The 21,162-nt window shown below is 38.3% G+C and carries 23 protein-coding genes; 19 read left to right on the top strand and 4 right to left on the bottom strand.

Annotation, left to right across the window (positions count from 1 at the left end):
• The first annotated feature begins 20 nt into the window (after nucleotides 1-20).
• Genes cutD through eutM form a run of 13 tightly spaced genes read left to right on the top strand, consistent with a single transcriptional unit; the run spans nucleotide 21 to nucleotide 8,865 of the window.
• Nucleotides 21-968, top strand: coding sequence for a choline TMA-lyase-activating enzyme (cutD, locus tag CPHY_RS07395; protein ID WP_012199447.1), 948 nt, complete (start codon nucleotides 21-23; stop codon nucleotides 966-968).
• 17 nt (nucleotides 969-985) lie between these two features.
• Nucleotides 986-1,327 (top strand): BMC domain-containing protein, encoded by a 342-nt coding sequence (locus CPHY_RS07400; protein WP_012199448.1) that lies wholly within the window; start codon nucleotides 986-988, stop codon nucleotides 1,325-1,327.
• Between the two features lie 14 nt (nucleotides 1,328-1,341).
• A complete protein-coding gene (locus CPHY_RS07405; protein WP_242657990.1) occupies nucleotides 1,342-1,755 on the top strand; it encodes a EutP/PduV family microcompartment system protein in 414 nt (137 codons plus the stop codon).
• A 22-nt stretch (nucleotides 1,756-1,777) separates the two neighbouring features.
• Nucleotides 1,778-2,914, top strand: coding sequence for a 1-propanol dehydrogenase PduQ (locus CPHY_RS07410; protein WP_012199450.1), 1,137 nt, complete (start codon nucleotides 1,778-1,780; stop codon nucleotides 2,912-2,914).
• Entirely contained in the window at nucleotides 2,914-3,549 is a 636-nt protein-coding gene (locus CPHY_RS07415; RefSeq protein WP_012199451.1) for a hypothetical protein, read from the top strand. The genes CPHY_RS07410 and CPHY_RS07415 overlap by 1 nt, the downstream gene beginning before the upstream one ends.
• The gene (gene eutJ / locus CPHY_RS07420) at nucleotides 3,531-4,376 is read left to right on the top strand and encodes an ethanolamine utilization protein EutJ (protein WP_012199452.1); all 846 of its coding nucleotides are present in this window, start codon (nucleotides 3,531-3,533) and stop codon (nucleotides 4,374-4,376) included. The genes CPHY_RS07415 and eutJ overlap by 19 nt, the downstream gene beginning before the upstream one ends.
• Nucleotides 4,377-4,389: 13 nt before the next feature.
• Nucleotides 4,390-4,695, top strand: coding sequence for a BMC domain-containing protein (locus CPHY_RS07425; RefSeq protein WP_012199453.1), 306 nt, complete (start codon nucleotides 4,390-4,392; stop codon nucleotides 4,693-4,695).
• Complete coding sequence (locus CPHY_RS07430) at nucleotides 4,689-4,952, top strand: EutN/CcmL family microcompartment protein (protein ID WP_012199454.1); 264 nt, start codon at nucleotides 4,689-4,691, stop codon at nucleotides 4,950-4,952. The genes CPHY_RS07425 and CPHY_RS07430 overlap by 7 nt, the downstream gene beginning before the upstream one ends.
• 15 nt (nucleotides 4,953-4,967) lie before the next feature.
• Nucleotides 4,968-5,597 carry a cupin domain-containing protein gene (locus tag CPHY_RS07435; protein WP_012199455.1) on the top strand — a complete coding sequence of 210 codons (630 nt, stop codon included), beginning with the start codon at nucleotides 4,968-4,970 and terminating at the stop codon, nucleotides 5,595-5,597.
• An 11-nt stretch (nucleotides 5,598-5,608) separates the two neighbouring features.
• Complete coding sequence (locus tag CPHY_RS22630; protein ID WP_012199456.1) at nucleotides 5,609-6,295, top strand: BMC domain-containing protein; 687 nt, start codon at nucleotides 5,609-5,611, stop codon at nucleotides 6,293-6,295.
• Nucleotides 6,296-6,325: 30 nt separating this feature from the next.
• On the top strand, nucleotides 6,326-7,873 hold the full coding sequence (locus CPHY_RS07445) for an acetaldehyde dehydrogenase (acetylating) (RefSeq protein ID WP_012199457.1): 1,548 nt from the start codon (nucleotides 6,326-6,328) through the stop codon (nucleotides 7,871-7,873).
• 28 nt (nucleotides 7,874-7,901) lie between these two features.
• Complete coding sequence (locus CPHY_RS07450) at nucleotides 7,902-8,537, top strand: phosphate propanoyltransferase (protein WP_012199458.1); 636 nt, start codon at nucleotides 7,902-7,904, stop codon at nucleotides 8,535-8,537.
• Nucleotides 8,538-8,580: 43 nt separating this feature from the next.
• A complete protein-coding gene (gene eutM, locus CPHY_RS07455) occupies nucleotides 8,581-8,865 on the top strand; it encodes an ethanolamine utilization microcompartment protein EutM (RefSeq protein WP_012199459.1) in 285 nt (94 codons plus the stop codon).
• A 189-nt stretch (nucleotides 8,866-9,054) separates the two neighbouring features.
• Here eutM and CPHY_RS07460 read toward each other — a convergent pair whose 3' ends face one another.
• Complete coding sequence (locus CPHY_RS07460) at nucleotides 9,055-9,297, bottom strand: hypothetical protein (RefSeq protein WP_012199460.1); 243 nt, start codon at nucleotides 9,295-9,297, stop codon at nucleotides 9,055-9,057.
• 225 nt (nucleotides 9,298-9,522) lie between these two features.
• Here CPHY_RS07460 and CPHY_RS07465 point away from each other — a divergent pair, with 225 nt between their 5' ends.
• From CPHY_RS07465 to CPHY_RS07485, 5 genes are all read left to right on the top strand, one after another.
• Nucleotides 9,523-10,086: a methyltransferase family protein gene (locus tag CPHY_RS07465; RefSeq protein WP_012199461.1), complete on the top strand. Its 564-nt coding sequence runs from the start codon at nucleotides 9,523-9,525 to the stop codon at nucleotides 10,084-10,086.
• A gap of 80 nt (nucleotides 10,087-10,166) precedes the next feature.
• Complete coding sequence (locus CPHY_RS22310) at nucleotides 10,167-10,292, top strand: hypothetical protein (protein WP_278183988.1); 126 nt, start codon at nucleotides 10,167-10,169, stop codon at nucleotides 10,290-10,292.
• A gap of 218 nt (nucleotides 10,293-10,510) precedes the next feature.
• Nucleotides 10,511-11,068, top strand: a complete 558-nt coding sequence (locus CPHY_RS07475) for a D-glycero-alpha-D-manno-heptose-1,7-bisphosphate 7-phosphatase (protein ID WP_012199462.1) — start codon at nucleotides 10,511-10,513, stop codon at nucleotides 11,066-11,068.
• A gap of 245 nt (nucleotides 11,069-11,313) precedes the next feature.
• On the top strand, nucleotides 11,314-11,889 hold the full coding sequence (locus CPHY_RS07480; RefSeq protein ID WP_012199463.1) for a DUF1349 domain-containing protein: 576 nt from the start codon (nucleotides 11,314-11,316) through the stop codon (nucleotides 11,887-11,889).
• A 487-nt stretch (nucleotides 11,890-12,376) separates the two neighbouring features.
• A complete protein-coding gene (locus CPHY_RS07485; protein ID WP_012199464.1) occupies nucleotides 12,377-13,468 on the top strand; it encodes a peptidoglycan-binding protein in 1,092 nt (363 codons plus the stop codon).
• Between the two features lie 372 nt (nucleotides 13,469-13,840).
• On the opposite strand, the gene CPHY_RS07490 is transcribed toward CPHY_RS07485, so the two are convergent.
• Nucleotides 13,841-14,647 carry an XAC2610-related protein gene (locus CPHY_RS07490; protein WP_041703344.1) on the bottom strand — a complete coding sequence of 269 codons (807 nt, stop codon included), beginning with the start codon at nucleotides 14,645-14,647 and terminating at the stop codon, nucleotides 13,841-13,843.
• A 2,361-nt stretch (nucleotides 14,648-17,008) separates the two neighbouring features.
• On the opposite strand from CPHY_RS07490, the gene CPHY_RS07500 reads away from it, so the two are divergent.
• On the top strand, nucleotides 17,009-17,827 hold the full coding sequence (locus CPHY_RS07500; protein WP_012199466.1) for a hypothetical protein: 819 nt from the start codon (nucleotides 17,009-17,011) through the stop codon (nucleotides 17,825-17,827).
• Between the two features lie 199 nt (nucleotides 17,828-18,026).
• Here the strand turns inward: CPHY_RS07500 and CPHY_RS07505 are convergent, their stop codons facing one another.
• Together CPHY_RS07505 and CPHY_RS07515 are read right to left on the bottom strand one after the other, a co-directional pair.
• On the bottom strand, nucleotides 18,027-19,202 hold the full coding sequence (locus CPHY_RS07505; RefSeq protein ID WP_012199467.1) for an ISL3 family transposase: 1,176 nt from the start codon (nucleotides 19,200-19,202) through the stop codon (nucleotides 18,027-18,029).
• 242 nt (nucleotides 19,203-19,444) lie between these two features.
• A complete protein-coding gene (locus tag CPHY_RS07515; RefSeq protein WP_012199468.1) occupies nucleotides 19,445-21,052 on the bottom strand; it encodes an IS1182 family transposase in 1,608 nt (535 codons plus the stop codon).
• Nucleotides 21,053-21,162 lie beyond the last annotated feature (110 nt).

Below are 21,162 nucleotides of genomic sequence, written 5' to 3' on the forward strand. Positions count from 1 at the left end.
AAAAACGGAGAGTAATCAAAATGGACCATGGAAAATCAGGAGAGATTGAACGTAAGGCGTTTATATTTAACGTGCAGAAGTACAACATGTATGACGGGCCGGGAATCAGAACCTTGGTATTCTTTAAAGGCTGTCCTCTTCGGTGTAAATGGTGCTCCAATCCGGAAGGTCTGGAACGAAAATTTCAGGTAATGTATAAGCAAAGTTTTTGTACAAACTGCGGGGCGTGCGCTGATGTGTGCCCCGTAGGAATCCACGTGATGTCGAACGGAACACATGAAATTGTTCGGGAAAAGGAATGCATCGGCTGCATGAAGTGTAAAAACATCTGCCCAAAGTCGGCGCTTACCATTGCAGGAGAGGTAAAGACCATTTCAGAACTGCTTAAGATTGTGGAAGAGGACGCTGCTTTTTATGATATGTCCGGAGGTGGCGTGACCCTTGGGGGTGGTGAAGTAACCGCACAACCAGAAGCGGCCTTAAATCTTTTGATGGCTTGTAAACAGGAGGGAATCAACACAGCAATTGAAACTTGCGGTTATTCGAATACAGAGAACATTTTAAAAATTGCGGAATATGTGGATCTTTTCCTGTTTGATATCAAACATATGGATCCAGTACGTCACAACGAGTTAACAGGTGTGAACAATGAACAGATTCTTACTAACCTTGAGGAACTGCTTCACCGCCGCTATAACGTAAAAGTCCGTATGCCAATGTTAAAAGGAATTAATGACAGCAGGGAAGAAATTGATGCGGTTATCAAGTTTTTAATGCCATACCGTACTGATAAGAACTTTAAGGGAATTGACTTACTTCCATACCATAAGCTCGGAGTTAATAAATACAATCAGCTTGATAAGGTATATCCGATTGACGGCGATCCTAGCTTAAGTGCTGAGGATTTAGACCGAATTGAAGGTTGGATGAAAGAATACGATTTTCCGGTTAACGTGGTAAAACACTAAGAAAGGGGAAGGACGCCATGGAAGAAGAGATGCGCCGTGTCATTGAAGAGTCCGTTCCGGGCAAACAAGTGACCATAGCCCATGTGATCGCATCACCCATACGGGAGGTGTATGAATGCCTAGGCATTGACCAGTTGGGAGCCATCGGAATTCTTACACTGTCTCCTTTTGAAACGTCCATCATTGCTGCGGATATTGCTGCAAAAGCAGCGGACGTGGAAGTGGGTTTTTTGGACCGCTTCACCGGATCCGTAATTATTGCAGGCGACGTAGACAGTGTGGAAACTGCTTTAAATGCGGTGTGTGATATCTTAAAACGCGGGCTTGGTTATATGGTGCCCGTAGTTACAAAGACATGAGAAAAAAAAGAATCATGATCATCGGACCCAGTAGGAGCGGGAAAACCTCACTGGCCAACTTAATAAACGGTTTGACCGGCCCGACAAGAAGAACCCAGAACATGGTTTATGGGGAAAAAACATTAGATGTACCCGGGGTTTATTTAGAAAGTCCCTGGATGCACAAACATTTGATCGTGGCTGCACAAGACGCTTCTCATGTACTGATGCTGGTAGACCAGTCCTCATTCTTAGAGAGTTATCCACCAGGGTTTGCAAAGACGTTTCGTGTACCAGTTATCGGTGTGATTACCAGAAGCGGAGTAAAACCGGAGAATAACGACTGGTGTATCCGTCAGTTAAAAAAAGCTGGGGTGCGGGAACCCTATTACAATATTAATTTGGCCGAAGAGGCAAGTTTAGTTGAATTAATGGAAATATTAAAATAAACGGAAAGGAGGGAAATGTAACGTGGAACAATTTGTAATGAACACAAAGATATATATGGGATCTTCTTGTCTTGATAAGATGAAGGATCTTCCTGCAAAAAAAGCCTATATTATCTGTGACCCCTTTATGGCCCAGTCCGGAAAGGTGAACTTAATTACAGATATTTTAATAGAAATGGGAAGCAGCTTTGAAGTTTTTTCAGAAGTAGTACCGGATCCAACCATTCAAGTAGTTTCAAAGGCCATCGGCGGAATGAATAGCTTTAAACCAGATACCGTCATTGCACTTGGCGGCGGTTCTGCCATTGATACAGCAAAGGCAGCAAGCAATATTTATTCACAAATGGGAAATGAGAAACTGTTTTTGATTGCGATTCCAACAACTAGCGGTACCGGAAGTGAAGTAACTAATTTTTCTGTAATCTCCGATCCTCAGGCGCAGGCTAAATATCCGCTTCGTTCCGACAGTATGGTACCAGATGCAGCGTTCCTTGATCCACGCTTTACAGTATCGGTACCGCCTCAGATTACAGCGGATACAGGAATGGATGTTTTAACCCATGCCTTAGAAGCTTATGTTTCAACCAATGCAGGTGATTTTACCGATGCTTGTGCGGAAAAAGCAGTGAGATTAGTTTGGAACTACCTTGCTCGTACTGTAGAGGAAGGTAGTGACATGGAAGCTAGAACACACATGCACAATGCTTCTTGTCTTGCAGGTGTTGCCTTTAACGGGGCTTCCTTAGGGCTTTGCCACAGTATGGCTCATGCTCTTGGAGCACGCTTCCACATTCCTCACGGAAGAAGCAACGCGATCCTTTTACCTCATATTATCAGCTATAACGCTGGTTTAGAAGATGCAGGTGAACAGGAAGCTTGCGGTAGATATGTGGCGATTGCTAACATGCTTGGAATAGCGGCTGGAACAGATAAGGCTACGGTACACGGTCTGTTGCGTCACATCAAGAATCTGATGATTAAGATTAAAATACCTCAGCAGATTACGGACTTAAAAATTGATAAAGACGAATATGAGCAGGCGCTACGAGAAATGGCAGAGAAAGCACTAGCAGATAACTGCACATTAACCAATCCAAGAGTACCTAAGATAGAAGAGATTGAAGCCATCTACAAGAAATTATGTAAGGGGGGATATTAATGAAATTCATCACGGAAGACGATTTGAGAATTTTATTCAGAAGAGAACCCTTTACCTTTTATGATATCCCTACGGGAAACAGACTAACACCGGGAGCTAGACAGTTTCTGGTAGATAAGAAAGTTCCCATAAGCAATGACCCAATGGTGGTAAAACGAAAAAACGAAAAGTCTACAGAGATAAAAGTAGAAGCATCAAAAAAAGAAGATGCACCGAAAAAAGAAATTTGCAAGGAAGTTTTTCAATTAAAAAAGAAAACACTTCAAGCACAATTTTTAGAAGCGGGACTCGAACTCTTAAGCAGGGACGTGCTGTTAGCACAGCAAGTATTTGACTTAGAACGAACACTTTTTTTCATAGGAAAAGAAGGTCGGGAAGAGGTAATTACATGTAAGAACTGCACCGGATTTCATGAGGGAAACATGCACGAATCTTTTGAGGATTGCTTTGAAATAACAGGCTTTCATGCACAGTCAGAAAAAGGGAAGGAAATCGTTCTTCTACACCGCCTACGCTGTAATGTCAGAGAGCTAGCAGCAGAAGCAGAAAACGAAAATCTAAACCCTATCATTAACCGCTTGTCACAGATGATATGTCTGGAATATGGAGGAAAACTATGCCAAAGGAAGAATTAACATTTGATAGCTGCAATGAATTGGTTAGCCAATTTGAAGCAGTAGTTAAACAACCTATAAAGGAAAGCTCCTCTGTTTACTATACCGGAGTGGATTTGGGTACAGCGTGTGTGGTGCTGGCTGTGTTAGATGAGAATTACAAACCCGTAGCAGGTGCTTACCGATATGCGGATGTAGTCCGAGACGGAATGGTTGTGGACTACATCGGAGCAATCCGGATTGTACGTGAGCTTAAGGAAGAGCTAGAAGAAAAGCTAGACACTGAGCTTATTTATGCAGCTGCTGCCATTCCTCCAGGGACTGATACCTTGGACGGTGGAGCAATAAAGAATGTGGTTCAGGGAGCGGGATTTGAGATAACCGCCCTTTTGGATGAACCTACGGCTGCGAATGCAGTCTTAAAAATAAAGAACGGCGCGGTAGTGGACATCGGCGGCGGAACCACCGGAATCACCATTTTAAAGGATGGAAAGGTGGTATATGTAGCGGATGAACCAACAGGAGGAACTCATTTCTCCTTGGTAATATCAGGAGCTTATCATATACCATTTTCAGAAGCGGATGTTTTTAAACGCAAGGAAGAAAACCATAAAGAACTACTACCGCTATTAAAGCCGGTGGTGGAGAAAGTGGCTTCTATCATAAGTAGCCATATCAAAGGATATGACGTCGAAGAAATCTATCTGGTAGGTGGAACTTGCTGCTTAACTGGAATTGAAACAATTATTGAAAAACAGACAGGAATCAGGACACGTAAGCCTGAAAACCCAATGTTTGTAACCCCTCTTGGAATCGCATTTTCCTGTAATCAGGAAGTGATGGAATAAAGGAAGTGGACGTATGGAATACCGAATTATTAAATCACCGTCACAAGGAACCCTAGATATTTTAAACCGCAGGAAAGGATCCGGTAATACCTCCCCAATAGGACCGGTGGATGCGGTAGGGCTTATACAGGGTAGAATTATCGAAATGGTTTGTGCTGCTGATGTGGCAGAAAAAGCAGTAGGTGTTACGGTAGAAGATATCAAAGGAAGCTGCCCGCAGAACATGATTATGCTGGCGATTTTCGGAGATACAGCATCGGTAGAGGCAGCCATGGAAGAGATTAAGCAAAGAGAGAAGAGAGGTACCGAAGAATGGTAGCGGCTAGATTAATTGATAACGTATGGGCTACAAGAAAGACGGATTCCTTAAACGGATTGAAATTCATGCTTGCCGAGATCATCGGAGGCACACGGGAAGGCGAAAGGCTGATCGTAGCAGATATCATCAGCGCAGGTATCGGTGACCGTGTGATTGTTTCCACCGGTTCTTCCGCTAGACGGATGCTGGAAAGTGATGATATTCCAGTAGATGCCGTAGTAATTGGAATTATCGATGAAGATTGCCAATTAATATAGGAAGGAAGTGATCAAATGAAGCAGTTGATTTGTGCAAAAGATGTAGAAACATTAAATGCAGAGGGAAAAAAGGTTTATTACGTGGAAAGCGGAAGTATCATTACTCCTTCTGCAAAAGATGCAGCAGATGCATTTGGAATCACATTCTGTGAAAAGGCAGAGGAGCAGACACAGGTTCCAGCAGCTTTCGCAGGTATGGATATTGACAGCGAGAAAATTTATAAAGTGCTTAAGACTTTGATGGAAAAGGGTTTGTTAAATGATCTTTTAAAACCTTACGAGTCAGAAAGCCATGGTAACGGCCTAAAGGTAGTCCGTGGAAATACTGTAAAAATGGATGTATTTGATACTGGTGATCCATCTGTGAAAGCTTACTATCAGGAGTTGGTAAGCAAGGAAGAATCCCATATCAGTGCAGGTTTCCTTACGATAGATCATTCCAAGTTTGTATGGGAATTAACCTATGAGGAAATCGATTATGTAATCGAAGGAACCTTGACCGTTACTATTGACGGAAAGACTTATACGGCAAAAGCCGGAGATGTTCTCTTCGTACCATCAGGCTCCAAGGTAACCTGGGGTTCACCAGATAAAGCAAGAGTATTCTACGCAACTTATCCGGCAAACTGGGCTGATTTGGTTTAAGGAGGTAAACGATGCAGGCACTTGGTTTTATAGAAACAAAAGGCTTTCTCGCAGCCATTGAGGCAGCGGATGCTATGTTAAAAGCAGCGAATGTGTCTCTTATAGAGAAGACTAAAGTCGGCGGAGGTCTCGTCGCTGTTACGGTAACCGGTGATGTAGCGGCAGTAAAGGCAGCGGTAGACGCAGGAGTAGCAGCGGTAGAACGCATAGACAGTGCCACTTTAGTCACATGTCATGTGATTCCTAGACCTCATGATGAGCTGTCAGATATCTTTGGTGGAGAAACTCCGGATGATCCGAATGGAAAATCGGTAGAATCAGAAGCTGAATTGGTTGAGCCAGAAGAACCAGTAGAGCCACAAGAACCGGTAGAAACCAAAGAACTGGTAACATCGAATGAACCGAATATAGGACTTAAAGAGGAACCATCTTTGAAAGAAGAAATCCTGACAGAGGATAGTACCGAAGAGTCTTCCGATAAGCAAGAAACGGTGGAAAACATAAAAAGAGAAACCGTGGACCTGTGGAGACAGGATGGTTTGAAAAAAACCATGAAGAAACTTGAAGATATGAAGGTAACAGAACTTAGAACACTTGCCCGTGAATATCCAGAATTCAGCATAGCTGGTAGGGAAATATCAAAGGCAAATAAAGCAATGCTGCTGGAAGAATTCAAGAAGTATTATAGACAAAAATAATTAAGACTTTTAGAAAAGGAGAAATGGAACATGGAAAACTTTGATTTTGATTTACGTTCCATCCAAGAAGCAAGGGATTTAGCAAGAAGCGGTGAAGCTGCTGCTAAGAAGATTGCTCAGTTTAGTGAAGAACAGATAGATCGTATTCTTAAGAGTATGGCTAAGGCAGGAGAGGAACATGCCCTATGCTTAGGAGAAATGGCTTCTGAGGAAACTGGATTTGGAAAGGCTATGGATAAGGCATATAAGAACCACGCTGCTTCTACCCTTTTATATGAAGAGATAAAGGATATGAAGACTAGAGGAATCCTAGCTGAGGATACCGTAAATAAGACTATTGATGTAGCTGAGCCGGTTGGTTTGGTAATGGGAATCGTTCCTTCTACAAACCCTACCTCAACCGTATTCTTTAAATCCATGGTTGCAGTAAAATCAGGAAATGCTATTGTATTTTCTCCTCACCCTTCCGCAGCAAAATGTACATTAAAGGCAGCTGAAATTATGCGCGACGCTGCAATCGCTGCAGGCGCACCAGAAGGAATCATCGGTTGTGTGACCATGCCTTCCATGGGATCTACCAATGAACTTATGAAGTGTAAGGAAGTTTCCGTTATTATCGCAACTGGAGGTCCAGCTATGGTAAAGGCTGCTTATAGTGCAGGAAAGCCAGCTATCGGTGTAGGTGCAGGTAACTCTCCTGCTTACATTGAGAAGACAGCAGATGTAAAACAAGCAGTTAAAACAATCATTGCCAGCAAGACATTTGACTATGGTACTATCTGTGCATCCGAGCAGTCCATCATCTGCGAGGAAAGCAATGAAGCAGAAGTATTAGCTGAATTAAAGAGTCAGGGCGGATACTTCATGACAAAAGAAGAAACCGATAAGGTTTGTGGCTTGTTATTCAAGAACGGATACACTATGAACGCTAAATTTGTAGGTCGTTCCCCTCAGGTGATTGCTCAGGCAGCTGGAATTGAAATTCCGATGGATACCAAGGTTCTTATCGGAAGACAGGAAGGCGTAGGTCAAGGCTATCCATTATCCTTTGAAAAGCTTACAACAGTTCTTGGCTTCTATACCGTAAAGGACTGCCATGAGGCTTGCGATTTAAGCATTCGTCTTTTACAGAACGGAATCGGACATACCATGAGTATTCACACTCAGGATAGAGATATGGTTCTTAAGTTTGCTGCAAAGCCAGCTTCCAGAATTCTTGTTAACACAGGCGGTAGCCAGGGCGGAACTGGAATCAGCACAGGTCTTCCAATTTCCTTTACATTAGGATGCGGTACTTGCGGCGGAAGTTCTGTTTCTGAAAACGTGAGTCCAAAACATCTCCTTAATGTTAAGAAGGTAGCCTTTGGCTTAAAGGATTGTTCTACTATCGCAGCAGATGATGAAACTTTCACATGGAAGGAAAAAGCAGGAACTAATTCCTGTAGTCCAGCAGATTTTGTTGCTTCCTTTGTAAAGAAAGAAGGTACTACAGCTAATTCCTGTCAGGGAAGCTGTGATGATAACGAGAAGCTAGCAGCACTTGTTAAGGAAATTGTGTTGGCCATGAAAGGTCAGTAGTAAATCAACTGGAAAAAGGAGAACAGGAATGGATAAGTATGAAGCGGTAATCAAGCTCATAATGGAAGCCATGAAAACAGAATCCGAGCCAAAAGAGTCTAAAATCCCAGTGGGTGTTTCCAACCGCCATGTGCATTTATCCCAGGAAGACTTGGATATTCTTTTTGGTCAAGGTTATCAGCTGACCAATATAAAGGAATTATCCCAGCCTGGACAGTACGCATGCAAGGAAATGGTTACCGTATGCGGACCTAAGGGAGCGATTGAAAAGGTTCGTATTTTAGGACCAGTCAGAAAACAGACTCAGGTTGAGATTCTGGCAGCAGATTGCTTTAAGCTTGGAACAAATTCTGAGCCTAAGATGTCTGGCGAATTAGCTGGTACACCAGGAATCACATTGGTAGGACCAAAAGGTTCCGTTCAAACAAAAGAGGGCCTTATCATAGCCCAAAGACATATTCATATGAGTCTTGAAGATGCGTCAAAATTCGGCGTACATGACGGACAAACCGTAAACATTCAGACAGAAGGGGCTCGCGGAGGTATTTTCAGCAATGTAGCAATTCGCGCGAATAATTCCTCAAGCTTAGAATGCCACCTTGATACAGAAGAAGCCAATGCCATGGGTCTTGGGGGATCTTCAAGTATTACCATTGTAAAGTAAGTTAACTATTAAAAATTAATTATATTATTAGGAGGATTTTAAAATGAAATACGATGCATTAGGAATGATTGAAACAAAAGGTTTAGTAGGAGCTATCGAGGCTGCAGATGCTATGGTTAAGGCAGCAAATGTATCATTAGTTGGAAAAGAATTTGTTGGTGGCGGTCTTGTTACTGTTATGGTAAGAGGCGATGTAGGAGCTGTTAAGGCAGCTACAGACGCAGGTGCTGCTGCAGCTCAGCGAGTTGGCGAATTAGTATCCGTTCACGTAATTCCTCGTCCACATGCTGAAGTTGAAATTATTCTTCCAGCAACAAAAGAAGCGTAATTATACAAGAGGAATTCAAATTCACTAGCCATGAATGAACTTGAATGAAATTAAGGGAGTTTTTGCAAAATAGTTGAGTAATCAATCTATGGAGCAAAAGGCTCCCTTTTTTGACTATAAGCAAGTCCTTGAGGATTCTACCTAGAAGGTTTCTTCAGTACTTCATGCTCATTTTAATTTTTTAACCAACTATTGCTTTTTTATAAATGTATCCACATATTCTTTACATAATATTATCAATCCAAGAAAAAATAAAAAACAACTTATTATCATTGGTACAAGACTATAGTTATTAATTAACGATTGGATATACTCACCGTATTTGTTATAATACATAGATAGAGGTAAACTATTAACTGCAATTTTATGGAATGTACTAAATCCAAGTGTGCCAACAACTAAAAATGCTATTCCTATAAAGCATCTTTTCATATAATTCTCCTTCTTTCATGTTTATTATGTAATTGGTAACTTACTAATAATTATATAAGTTGCATACTAACTCTATATATAATATTACAAATTTAACCAAATTGCAAAGAGGTGAAGATATAGCAACTTGCGCTTGTATTAATTCAAGTGTAAAAAATGCAAATGCAAAATTGTTAAGTAATTTACGGAGATATTTACAAATAATTATAAATAGGAGGATATGATATGACGAGATATATCGCAGTAGCGACATTGTTTTTGCTTATAATCCTTGTTTTATTCCGAGCTTTCCAATTAAAAAAATTAGGAATAAAAGTTATTCGTTTTGGAGAGATGGATAAGAAGGATTTTATTATCCCGCCCTTTGCCTTACTGTTATTTTATATTGTTTTCGCAAGCGCGTTTGGTTTACCTAAAGTAGGAGCTGAATTGTATAAAAGTGATTATGTAGGTTGGATAGGTGTGGCTTTATGCGCTTTGGGAATTATCTTATTTCTATACGCACTGATTTCATTTGGAAAGAGTTTTCGCGTCGGTTTGGATGAAGACCACCCCGGTGAACTTGTAACCACAGGAGCTTTTTCTATTAGTCGCAATCCAATATATTCAGCATTTGGATTGGTTCTGATCGGAATCTTTTTGATTATTCCGAATTGGATTATATTAATTTACGTTTTAACAGGAATATGGCTTTTCAACCGTCAGATTTTACTTGAGGAACAATCGCTTAGAAAGATATACGGTGAAAAATATGCGGAATACTGTAAAAGAGTAAGGCGTTTTCTATAATTCGGAGGTCAATCATGGAAGTATATCCGAATAACGCCCATGGCGAAGAAAAATACCTAATTTAAAACGGAGGAATTATAATGAACGAAGGTCAACAAAGATTTTATGAATTTGTAATGGAAAGAGTAAAAGAAGGCAAAGAGGAAGAAATCAAAGCCATAATGAGTGAAGACAGCAGGAAGGTACATTTACGAAGGAGTATATGACTGAAATCGTACCAAAGATGATAATGTTATTAAAGCCAGAGTGTGTTGAGGAATTTAAAAATGCTGCTCAACATATGAGCTCACAGTTAAAATAAGGTTGATGAGGAGTTAGGGGTCATGGATTTATACTGTGGTCCTTTTTTACTAGTACATCGCGTAATGTTGGTACTTCATTTCGTTCTGTTAGATACTTCAAGGAATTATGGAGGTATATAATTTTGGATACTTGTAGGAGAGCAGTTTTTTTAGATATGCAAGGTACTTTAGGTGGTAATGGTGTAGATGATATTAGTACATTTGAATTTTACCCTTTCGCGATCAATGCTATAAAAAAACTAAATCAAAATAAGCTATTAGCAATTGTTATCACAAACCAAAGTAATATATCAAGAGGTTACATTTCTCAAAAGGACTTCGATGAAAAGATGAATATGTTAAATCTAGTATTGTCGAAACAAGATGCATATCTTGACGACATCTATTGCTGTCCACATACTAGAAAAGATCAATGTAATTGCAAAAAGCCTTTAACAGGACTGATTGATAGAGCTATGAAAGAGCATAACATAGATTTGAAACATAGTTTTGTAATCGGTGATATGGGTATGAGTGATATTGTTTTGGCAAGTAATATTGGGGCAAAAGGTATCCTTGTATTGACTGGTGCAGGCAAAGGAAGTTTGTCTGAATATAGAGACACTTGGGCTAACTATGAAGCTGATTACATAGCAGACAATGTTCTTGAAGCAGTGAATTGGATCTTGGATAATAAATGAGCATAAATATGTATAATTAATGGCCATGCAAATGGATTATTGATGATGTAGAGAGGCTTTGTTTCGAAGAGGTTATGGATTTTTAAGATGGATATATAGTAGATATTTTATTTGTTATGTAGTACTATTAATAGAAGGCGGTTTATATTCTAACCGGTTATCCAATTACTTTGGTATAGAATTATAGATTAGTCGATCTATTACCTACTAGTACATAAAAACTATGAAAATGTGGAGGTAAGCTAATGAATTACAATGATTTTCAATGGACAATCGAAACGCAATATGAAGTAGTAGAAGATGGAATACATATTTATGCGCCTGCTAAAACTGATTATTTTGTAAATCCAGCTGATGGAAAAGTTGTTACGGATGCGCCATTTTTCTATAAGGAGGTTGAGGGAGATTTTGTTCTTAGAGCAAAGGTAAGCCATGATTTCGTATCAACTTATGACGCATGCGTATTACTTGCGTTAGAAAACGAAAAGCTTTGGGCGAAGGCTTGTTTTGAGTATACAGATTTGGGTACTCACTCTGTTGTTACCGTTATGACAAATGAGAGATCAGACGATGCCAATGGTGTCGATGTGGACGGAGATGAAGTCTGGCTTCAGTTAAGCCGTAAGGATAATCTCTTTGCGATTCATTATTCACAGGATGGAAAAGAATTTAAGATGGCTAGACTTTGTAATCTTCCGATGCAGAAAAAAATTAAAGTAGGGTTAGAAGCACAATCACCAACCGGAGATGGTGGATCAAGAAGATTTTCTAATGTTTCTTTAGAATTAAGGAGCCTTGAAGATATCCGCAAAGGAAATTAGTTGATTTGTTTTAAGTCTAATCAAAACTGATATTGTAAATTTAATAGTTATTTGTGGGCAAGACCATCTTAAGTGGTTCTTGCCCATGTGTATATTACAAAGAGAAAATAAAAAGATGCGGATTCATGGGATATGCTGGTATTTACAACTAATCTTTATATAATCACGCTGATTACATCTTCTTTCTTGTGGGTACCAATTTTTGTTCTATCTTAATCCCAAATTTTAATCTGGTAGGATATTCCTACTTTTACCTAAAAACATCATTATCATAAGATTTCAAAATTCATTCATTAAGACAGAATAAATTTGATTTATCGAAGGGATATCATAGCTTTAAAGTTGAACTTATAAGGCATACCAAAAGGTAGAAAAATCTCAAATAATATTTTGTACCATATTTACATTTTCTCACAATAACTCTCTTTAATAATCACATAAACAACTTAGAGATGTTTATGTGATTAAATTTTAGGAGGTTATTATTATGGCAAATGGAGACAATGCCAGTGTAACACTGGCAAAGATTCGCGCGGGTACAGCATATTTTCAACAGGACTCTACCACGTATAGCGATGAACTTAAGGCAGTTCAAAAGGCTCTGTATTTGTACGGCTATTGTCCAGGAGGAGCTCCTGATGGATACTTTGGATCAGGTATGCTCGGTGCAGTAAAGGGATTCCAAAACGAAAATGGTCTACTCAATGACGGTCTTTTTGGCCAAAGTAGTCTAACAAAGCTGGAAGCTTGGTCTGGCACTATCTATGGTACTCCGACTGCAACACCATCTCTTGATCAAGTTCGAAATGGTCTGGACTATTATCATTCCGGGGACACTGGGACTCCAGTTACCACTATCCGCACTTTATTGAACAATAAGGGTTACACTTGCGCTTCTACTGGTAGCTATGATGCCGATCTGGTGAACGTTGTCAAGAGCTTCCAGACCGCTATGGGATTAAGTTCTGACGGCTCTGCAGGTCAGGGTACTCTTGCAGCTTTAGAAGATACTATCTCTGATACCGCTTGGCTGTCCTCTGGAACTGTAAATCTTACTGCGGGTAAGTTGGCTAGGGTAGGATTCAAGAACATTCTATTGCGCAGAGATATTGTGACACTTCTAAACAATGCTCTCAATACTCATAGTATTAATACCAAAGAGAAGGTAAAGCAGTTTTTAGCGCAGTGTAAGGCAGAAACAGACTCAGGTGCGTCGCTGGTGGAATATATTTATAGACCTGGAACAACGGGTACTGCGAGCTATGCACCTTATTATGGAGCCGGATTTCTACAACTTACATGGTCTGATGCATATACTCAATACAAGGCATATAAGGGTGATTCAAAAATTTTGTCTCCTGGCGAATATGCTACACAGCATGTGGCTATCGCATACCCTGGAGATAGCGCTGGATGGTTTTGGAATACGTATAAGTCTTTTAATAACAACTCCGTTGTTGACTGGTCTGGAACTGCTCAGAGCATCTGTACTACTCTGACTACTAAAATCACCGGAAGCTCTTCTGGAGCAACAACTAGATATAATAATTATCAGCAAATTAGTAATGTATTGAAATAATAAGACAAAATGAAAGGGCTGTTTCAAAACTAATTGACAAATTAATCGAGAACAGCCCCTTTAAGTACACCATGCTAGTCATAACTAGGTAGTGAAAGTCTGCTATAGGGGCAAACAGTTGCCACCAATTGGCCAAGCGTAAGGGTGCAGTTCGTGAGGACGAATCTGAAGGAAGTGTGGTGAGCAATATTCCTACGCGAGGAACACGAATCATATCAGGTACAGAGTGAGGGGTGTTTCTGTTAAACAAGATAATGCCAAATAAACTGCAAGGATACATCAGTGTAAATGTGACGATACGCTGAAGGAGGACCTAGGCTTACTTGAATATGAGTCCGGGAAAATTAATTAGTTTTTCTTAATAACCTATTTTTATGGTAGAGAACAACCCCATTCTTTGATATCAATCTCCTTTGCAGACACATTCTTTTTTGTAGTAACCATCTTCCCATCAATTAGGACTTTTTCCGTGTATATGGGATTTGGAGAGCCTCCATAAGTTGCATGAAGGCTTGCCACAAGAACTAACTTAGTTCCATCGACCCGGTATTTATTTCTACCATATTCATTAAATTCACCTCTCAGTTCCTCATAGATATAGCCTGCATTATAGTGTGGAGTCATCAATTCATCAAAACCGGTCAACTGAATATAGCCCTTCTGATTGGGGTCATATATGTAACATAATGCAAGCTTAATTTTACCATAAATACCTAAATCTATAATGATATCATAGCTACCATCATTGTTTACATCGGCGGTTTCAAGTGGATTATGTACGGTCTCAGGCATAAAATCATCACGTAAAGTATACGATAGTTGCTGAGTAAGCTCTTTTGAATTGTTATCATAAAATTCCAAGTCGATAACGTATCGATCTTCCCCCATTTGTTTAGTTGCAATCTTATATAAAACTTTTCCATCTACAGTGTCAATATTTCCATAGTAGAGTGAGATAACGAGGTCACCTTCTACAATCCCTGGAGAACTTTCAAATTCGTTCTCATCCAAGGCTTCAGATGGAGTAACAATTACATCATGTAAAATTGAATTTTTCATGTTGCTATTTTTATTTCTGTCAGTTTGAAACTCTGCCTCGGTGGTCGCGCAGCCAGTTTGTAATACGGTTAGTAAGATTATTAGAATAAAAGCCAAATAAGATTTTTTTAGTAAATTCATAATAAAACAAGTCTTCCTTTCAAATAATTTAGTCATATAATGACGTAGTAATAAATCGAGTAAGGATTATCTTTTTGAGGTAAGCGCTAGAAGGATGCTTCCGTAACTTTGCTGCTATGCAGCAATCATGTTCGTAGTACTAACTCGTCGTAGGAGAACTCGCAGGCACGGCCGATGTCCTATCTGGTAGGATAGGATATACAAGCGGATTGAACAATAGTTGGGACAAGTTTTTTACAATGTCTTCAAACAGTTTTTTATATATTTTCTGTTCGAGTATTGGTTATGCGCGGATTCAGTTATGATGGGAATTTATAATCCCCGGCGTTCCCGTCGGAAATGAGTTTTGATACTAAAATCTTCCTGACAACTCGTGTCGTATATTGACTGGCGATACCGATTAGTGGACTCATAAAGATTACGCATAATCTTCGGTTCTTAATTCATGTTTATACTTTAAGGCCGTTCATTATTCATCCCTCCTATAAAAGTAATATTATGGTAATCTGTACTTAAAGTTTAGCGCAGCAATTTTATTGCGTCAATCTGAAATTTGCATTATTTTATATTTTCTTTAATGACGCAAAAAATGCTATTTTGGGCAGTGGATGCGGATGGGAACAGGTGCTTTCTCTCATATATAAATACATTGATATTGTGATGAATGAATTGAGAAGAAAATCATACTGTCAGAAAACGTTCAGGATGCTGCTTTCTGCTCCAAGAGATAAGATCATTAGTATGCTTTGCATGAAACCGGTTGAAACAATATCATATGTTCGCGGATTGACAGGGATAGAAATGAAGGTAAAAGAAATTTGCTGTTTTTAGTCTCGCTGTCGTTACAGGCCCTCGTGTATCGCATCATTGTAATAATGTTATAGACTGGAGACGGAGGAATTACATCTGACACAGGAGAAAACACAGGAAAGGCTTGTTCTTCCACACAACCGCCTGAAGACGGAAGATAAACACCTCCTTATCAGAAACTGTACCCGGTAAAGGTCTCCAGGACGCAGCATCCATTGCATATATCTCCTTTAAATATCTTCATGTTGGTGGGATAACACATTTCATTGAAGTGCCAAGATCATGCATGGCTACGCTAGGGATTGGGAACTTATTTCTGAAGGTATAAAAGATGCCTTGTGAATTATAGTCGGAAGTTATCCTAACTTTTCGATTAGTTATCCTATAGTGTATCTCGGGATAATTTTAAAGTCGGGATTAGTGCTTTGAGTATGAGGTAGTTGAAATATTCCGCTACCTCATACTTAATTAAATTATGATAGTTTCAGTTCATAGTATATTTTTTTAGCAATGGGTTAAATTTATCAATAAGTTTTGAAATCATATCACTATTACCATTTTGTATTTTAATAATATCATCAAATAACATACTAATTTCCACCTTTCAAATAATAAAGAGATGGAATGGTAAAAAATGTAAACTTAAAGAAATGTTAATATTTTAACATCCTATCAAAGTAAAGTTTACCTGTCAAATAATGAATTAAATTGTTGACAATTCAGACAGCCTTAAGTATGAAGACGGGTGCATTTAAAGGAAGTTTGTCTGAATATAGAGATACTTGGGCTAACTAGCTGATTAAATATCAGACAATGTCTTGGAGCAGTAAATTGAATTTTGAATAATTAAGAGTGTATGATTGGATTATTGAGGAAGTAGATAGACATTGTTTTAAAGAGTATTATGGAATTTTGAAATGAATAAATATGAAAGTATTTTATTTCTTAATGTGAATGCAGATTATATTATAGCCAGTTATCCATATAGAATTATAGATTGGTCGATTTACCAAGGGAAAAACTGCAGAACAGAGACTGAATCAATGACAAAAATAATGCAATTAAGCGATATTTGCGAGAGAAGTGTAACTGAATGGGTTTATAAAAATACATCGAAGCGCTAACAGGAAATTATGTAATTAGTAAGATAATTGCGTAAGATAACTACGACAAACTCAGGAATGAGAGAAAAACAAAAGAAAACTCGAAAAATAGTAATGGAGTTACTTGTTCATGAAAAAAATCGAAAGAATGTTTCAAGAGCTTATATCGCAAATCAAGGGTAACAATGATATAATTAGAGTGATTATTTGGTAAATGAAGATGATTTTGAAAAATTTGCAGATTTGATCTTATATTTGTTCCGCCTTTTAAAACTGCTGCCCCTCCTCCGTACGGGAGGGCACTGAAAAAGTAAGTATTAACTTGTATCTGCTGAATAAAAGTTTTATAGCTACGCATAAAATATAGATGCAATATTAGAAATTGTAAAATAATGTTAAAAAGCATATAATAATCTATATATTAATTATTAGAGAGGATTATGATTATATGAAAAGAATAGTTATTTTTGTACTTATAACGATTGCTTTATGCTCTTGTTCAAGCAAAAACAAATTTGTTACAAATAAAGATGTAGATGAAATTACTAATACACCATTTATTAAACCAACATCAACTTCAGATATTTCTGATAAAAATACTCCTACTATAGAAAATTTTCCTGAATTTACATTAGGAAAACTAAAGGAAACTACAAGTAAAGAGGATTGTATACATTACTTTTTTGAAAGTATTACAGACTTAATTGCTTTAGAAGAATACTCAGTCAAAATAATTGAAATGGGATATGATGTAATAGGTGCCTGGAATTATGTACGTTTTCTGGATATTAGCGATTCTTCTATTAATATTCAAGAAAAACATTTTCATGCTAAAAATTCAGAAAACAACTTTATTGATATAATTGTTAAAAATAGTAATTGTGAAATTGTAGTAGGAAAAATTACTGATACAACAAAAAATGAGATTGCATGTAAAGTTTTTGAAAAGTTAGAAGATTTTCTACGTTTTGATAATGGTATATTATTAAGTGAAGATTTGCATGACTTACCAATGTATACATTTGGTGATGTATCTGATGAACAAGTAAAAGATTATGTAACTAAGCTAAATGATTTGGGTCTTTATCAGATGGAGTATAAAGATAAATTTGATTCAAGAATAGATCTCTCATATGAGTATGATTTATGTAATAAAACTGGATGCATAATTACAGTTCAATATCAAAAAGAAAAAAGTATAATGAATATAATTATAAGAAATAATGCTGCAATGATACTACAAAATTGGGCAGAAGACTTTAATTGATATAACAAGGGGGTGTTGCAAAATGACTAAATTTTAGTCATGGAGCAACGCTCCTTTTTTGGCTCTTTGTCAAGTGTTGGGGTGGGATTTACGGAATCCCGCTCCATTACTGTTTTTAGAGATATTTTAATGTTTAGGTTTATAATTCATGTTTTTGGGCGTGCCAAATAAGGCCCTTGCCTAGTCGTCCATTTTCTAATTAGATAGTGCAGTGTATAATTCTTGTTCGGAATCTATTGAAGTTACGCATTCCAAAAGATAATCTTTTCAGTACCTTGATTTTGTTATTGTAGCCTTCGGTAGGTCCATTTGTATATTTATATTTAAAGGCATTTAATATACCTTTTGACCAGTTTCTATAGGTTTTGGCGCAGTTCTCAAATTCAGGTATTCCTGATTTTTCAGCTGTTTTAACCCAATCCCAGAAAGCTGTTCGTTGATAAGAATACTTTTCGCTTTGGCAAATACCATAGAACCATTCTTTAAGATTGTGAGCTACTCTCAAGTCATCATTGTAAAGCAACATAAGGTCGCATGCTTTCTTGTTTTCATCCTTAAGCTTAGCGTAGCGAGTTAGTATTAGCTTTCGGCTACGTTTGTAGTATTTTCTGAGGTTTGCTGACATTGTTTTCTGGAGTCTTTTCCTTACATTTTCAATTGCCCATGTAACATACCGGATGAAATGATATTTGTCGATAATGATTGTGGCATTAGGGAAATAAGCTTTTGCTAAGTCCACGTAAGGCTGCCACATGTCACAAACGAAGAACTTCACACGGTGACGCTCTGCTCGGCTTGTTTCTTTAAAATAGGCACTTAAATGGCTCTGCGTTCTGTCCGGTAGGATATCTAGAATGCTACGTTTCTTGGCATCCAAAAGAATACATTGGTATTTTCCTGCATCCGTATCTCCCTTGAACTCATCAATTGAGATACACTCTGGAAGAGAGGGAACGGAATAGTTAATGGTGTCTAAAAGGCGGGTAACAGTATTTACCGATACATTCGTTATTTCAGCAACGGACTTGATATTTATAAGAATTCTGAGTAGGTCTATAATCTTGTAAGATAATCGTAAAGTACGCTGTTGATAAGAGGGAAGGAAATGATATTTTTCCGTAAATCTTTTACCACACTGGCAGACATAGCGCCTTTTCTTAAGGACCAAATATGTATGCTTCATTTGAAATGGCAGATCCTTAATTTCTTGATAACGGTAATCATGAATGCGTTTGGTTTGATTACCGCAGTCAGGGCAAATATGTAAAGAAGGAGATGTTTCAATGAATATCTTTACATAGTGATCAGCATGCATAACCTTTTTGATATAAACATCTTTTAAATCTAAAAGATTTCTGGTACAATTAGAGTGCATTTATATGGAACCTCCTTTGAAAGTGGTTGTTTGGACGACGGGCATTTTCGGGGAGGCTTCTTTTATTTTATTACAAAAAAAGAAGGTTGGGAATGTGTTAAGTGATACACACCCCAACCTTTATTATAGAACCCCTTTTTTCTTGCATAGGGTTTTATCTACTTTTTTAATAGAACTAACAAAACTCCAGCTTTTTGGGTGACCTTAATAAAACTACTCTAAAAGCCAGAGTTTTCTATGCTTTATGCAGTTTCTTTTAACGGATGTAGCTGATGGCCAAGTCGTCCATTTTGGATTTTTGCATGCAGTTTGTTGATGTCGTATCCAAAGACAAGGAAAAGAAACTCAGTTTTTACACTGGTTTTGCCGCGGGTAAGAAATCTATTGTATTTATAATCATTTTTCAATACTCCAAAAGCGCCTTCTACCTGAATCGAACGGTTCATCCGTAGCTCCGTTCCTTTTTCAGAGATGATGTTTTCATAGGATACCTGTCGTTTTGCAATGAACAACTTCGATACTTGTAACTTTCGGTTTCCCTGGCTTTTCGTACATTTTTCTTTGAATGTACATCCCGTACAGTCTTGGCACTTATAATAGCTCACATCCGAAACATATCCACTTGCACTTTTTCTATGTCCAGTATATTGATAAGTCAATTTCTGACCATTATGACAGGTGTATTGATCTTTGATTGGATCATAGGACATATTTTCACGCTTACTGATATCATTCTTGAAACTGCGTTTCTTCCATTTTTCATAAGTTTGTGGCTTGATGTATGCAGTTTGTCCTTTCTCTTCCAGGTAAAGATAACCTTCTTCACTTTCATACCCAGAATCTGCAATCACATTTCTATAGCGGTGTCCACTCATTTCTTCCATATGCTGAAGCATTGGTTTCAGAGTATTCAGATCATTCCGTTCAGAAAATACGCCAACTCCTGTGATGTACTCTGCCTCGACACCAATCTGAAGATTATAACCAGGTTTGAGCTGACCATTTCTCATATGGCCTTCCTTCATGTGCATAAAAGTAGCGTCATTATCCGTTCTGGAGTAGCTGTTTCTTCCCTGAAAAGTCTGCTTACTCAGGTCATACTTTTTCTGCCGGTCCTGATATTCCTTCATCTGTTCGTACTGTTTCTGAAGATGTTTTGGCCGTTTCCCACTCCCATAGACAAACTCAATCTTTTCAGTTCTGCATTTCTGATCAAGAAATGTCACTACCGAGGTGATATCAGTAAACGCATTATCTGCTGAAAACGAGAAACTCTGGACATAGTCAGTATTAATCATCTGGATTAGTTCTTGTACTTTTATGTGCATCTTAGCTTCGTTCTTCATGATGGTTTTCTTCCAGACAAAAGAGTAGCGGTTTGCATTTGCTTCAATTTTTGTTCCATCAATAAAGACGTTTTCATATCTTATCTCACCAGTTCCATGAAGCAGATTTACAAACTGATAGAATAGTGTTTCAACTGCAGAAATAGCGTATCTCTGACGGAACCGATCGATAGTGGAATGGTCTGGAGCATCAGCACCTCCAAGAAGCCATCGGAAGTTGATATCGCGTCTACAGGCTTTCTCAATCCCACGGCTGGAGTAGATATTTTGTGAGTATGCGTAAACAAGAATCTTAAACATAGTTATCGGTTCGAGTGCAGGTTTTCTTCCTTTCGAAGAATAAGCCTTATACAGTTCTGTATAATCGAGTCCCTCCAATACATGGCTTAGCAATCGTACCGAGTCATCCTCTGGAATTAGACCGTCCAGATTTAATGGCAATACCAGTTGATAAGAATCCTGAAAAGTAGTATAATCTTTCTGGTATTTTAAGTTACTAGTCATAATTTAATTATACCACTAGCGGGTGCTTTAGCACCCGCTTTTTACATTTTAAATCAAAAAAGGAGCCGTTGCTCCATAACTGATTAATACTCAGTTATTTTGCAACAGCC

Source organism: Lachnoclostridium phytofermentans ISDg, from assembly GCF_000018685.1.
Lineage (GTDB): Bacteria > Bacillota > Clostridia > Lachnospirales > Lachnospiraceae > Lachnoclostridium > Lachnoclostridium phytofermentans.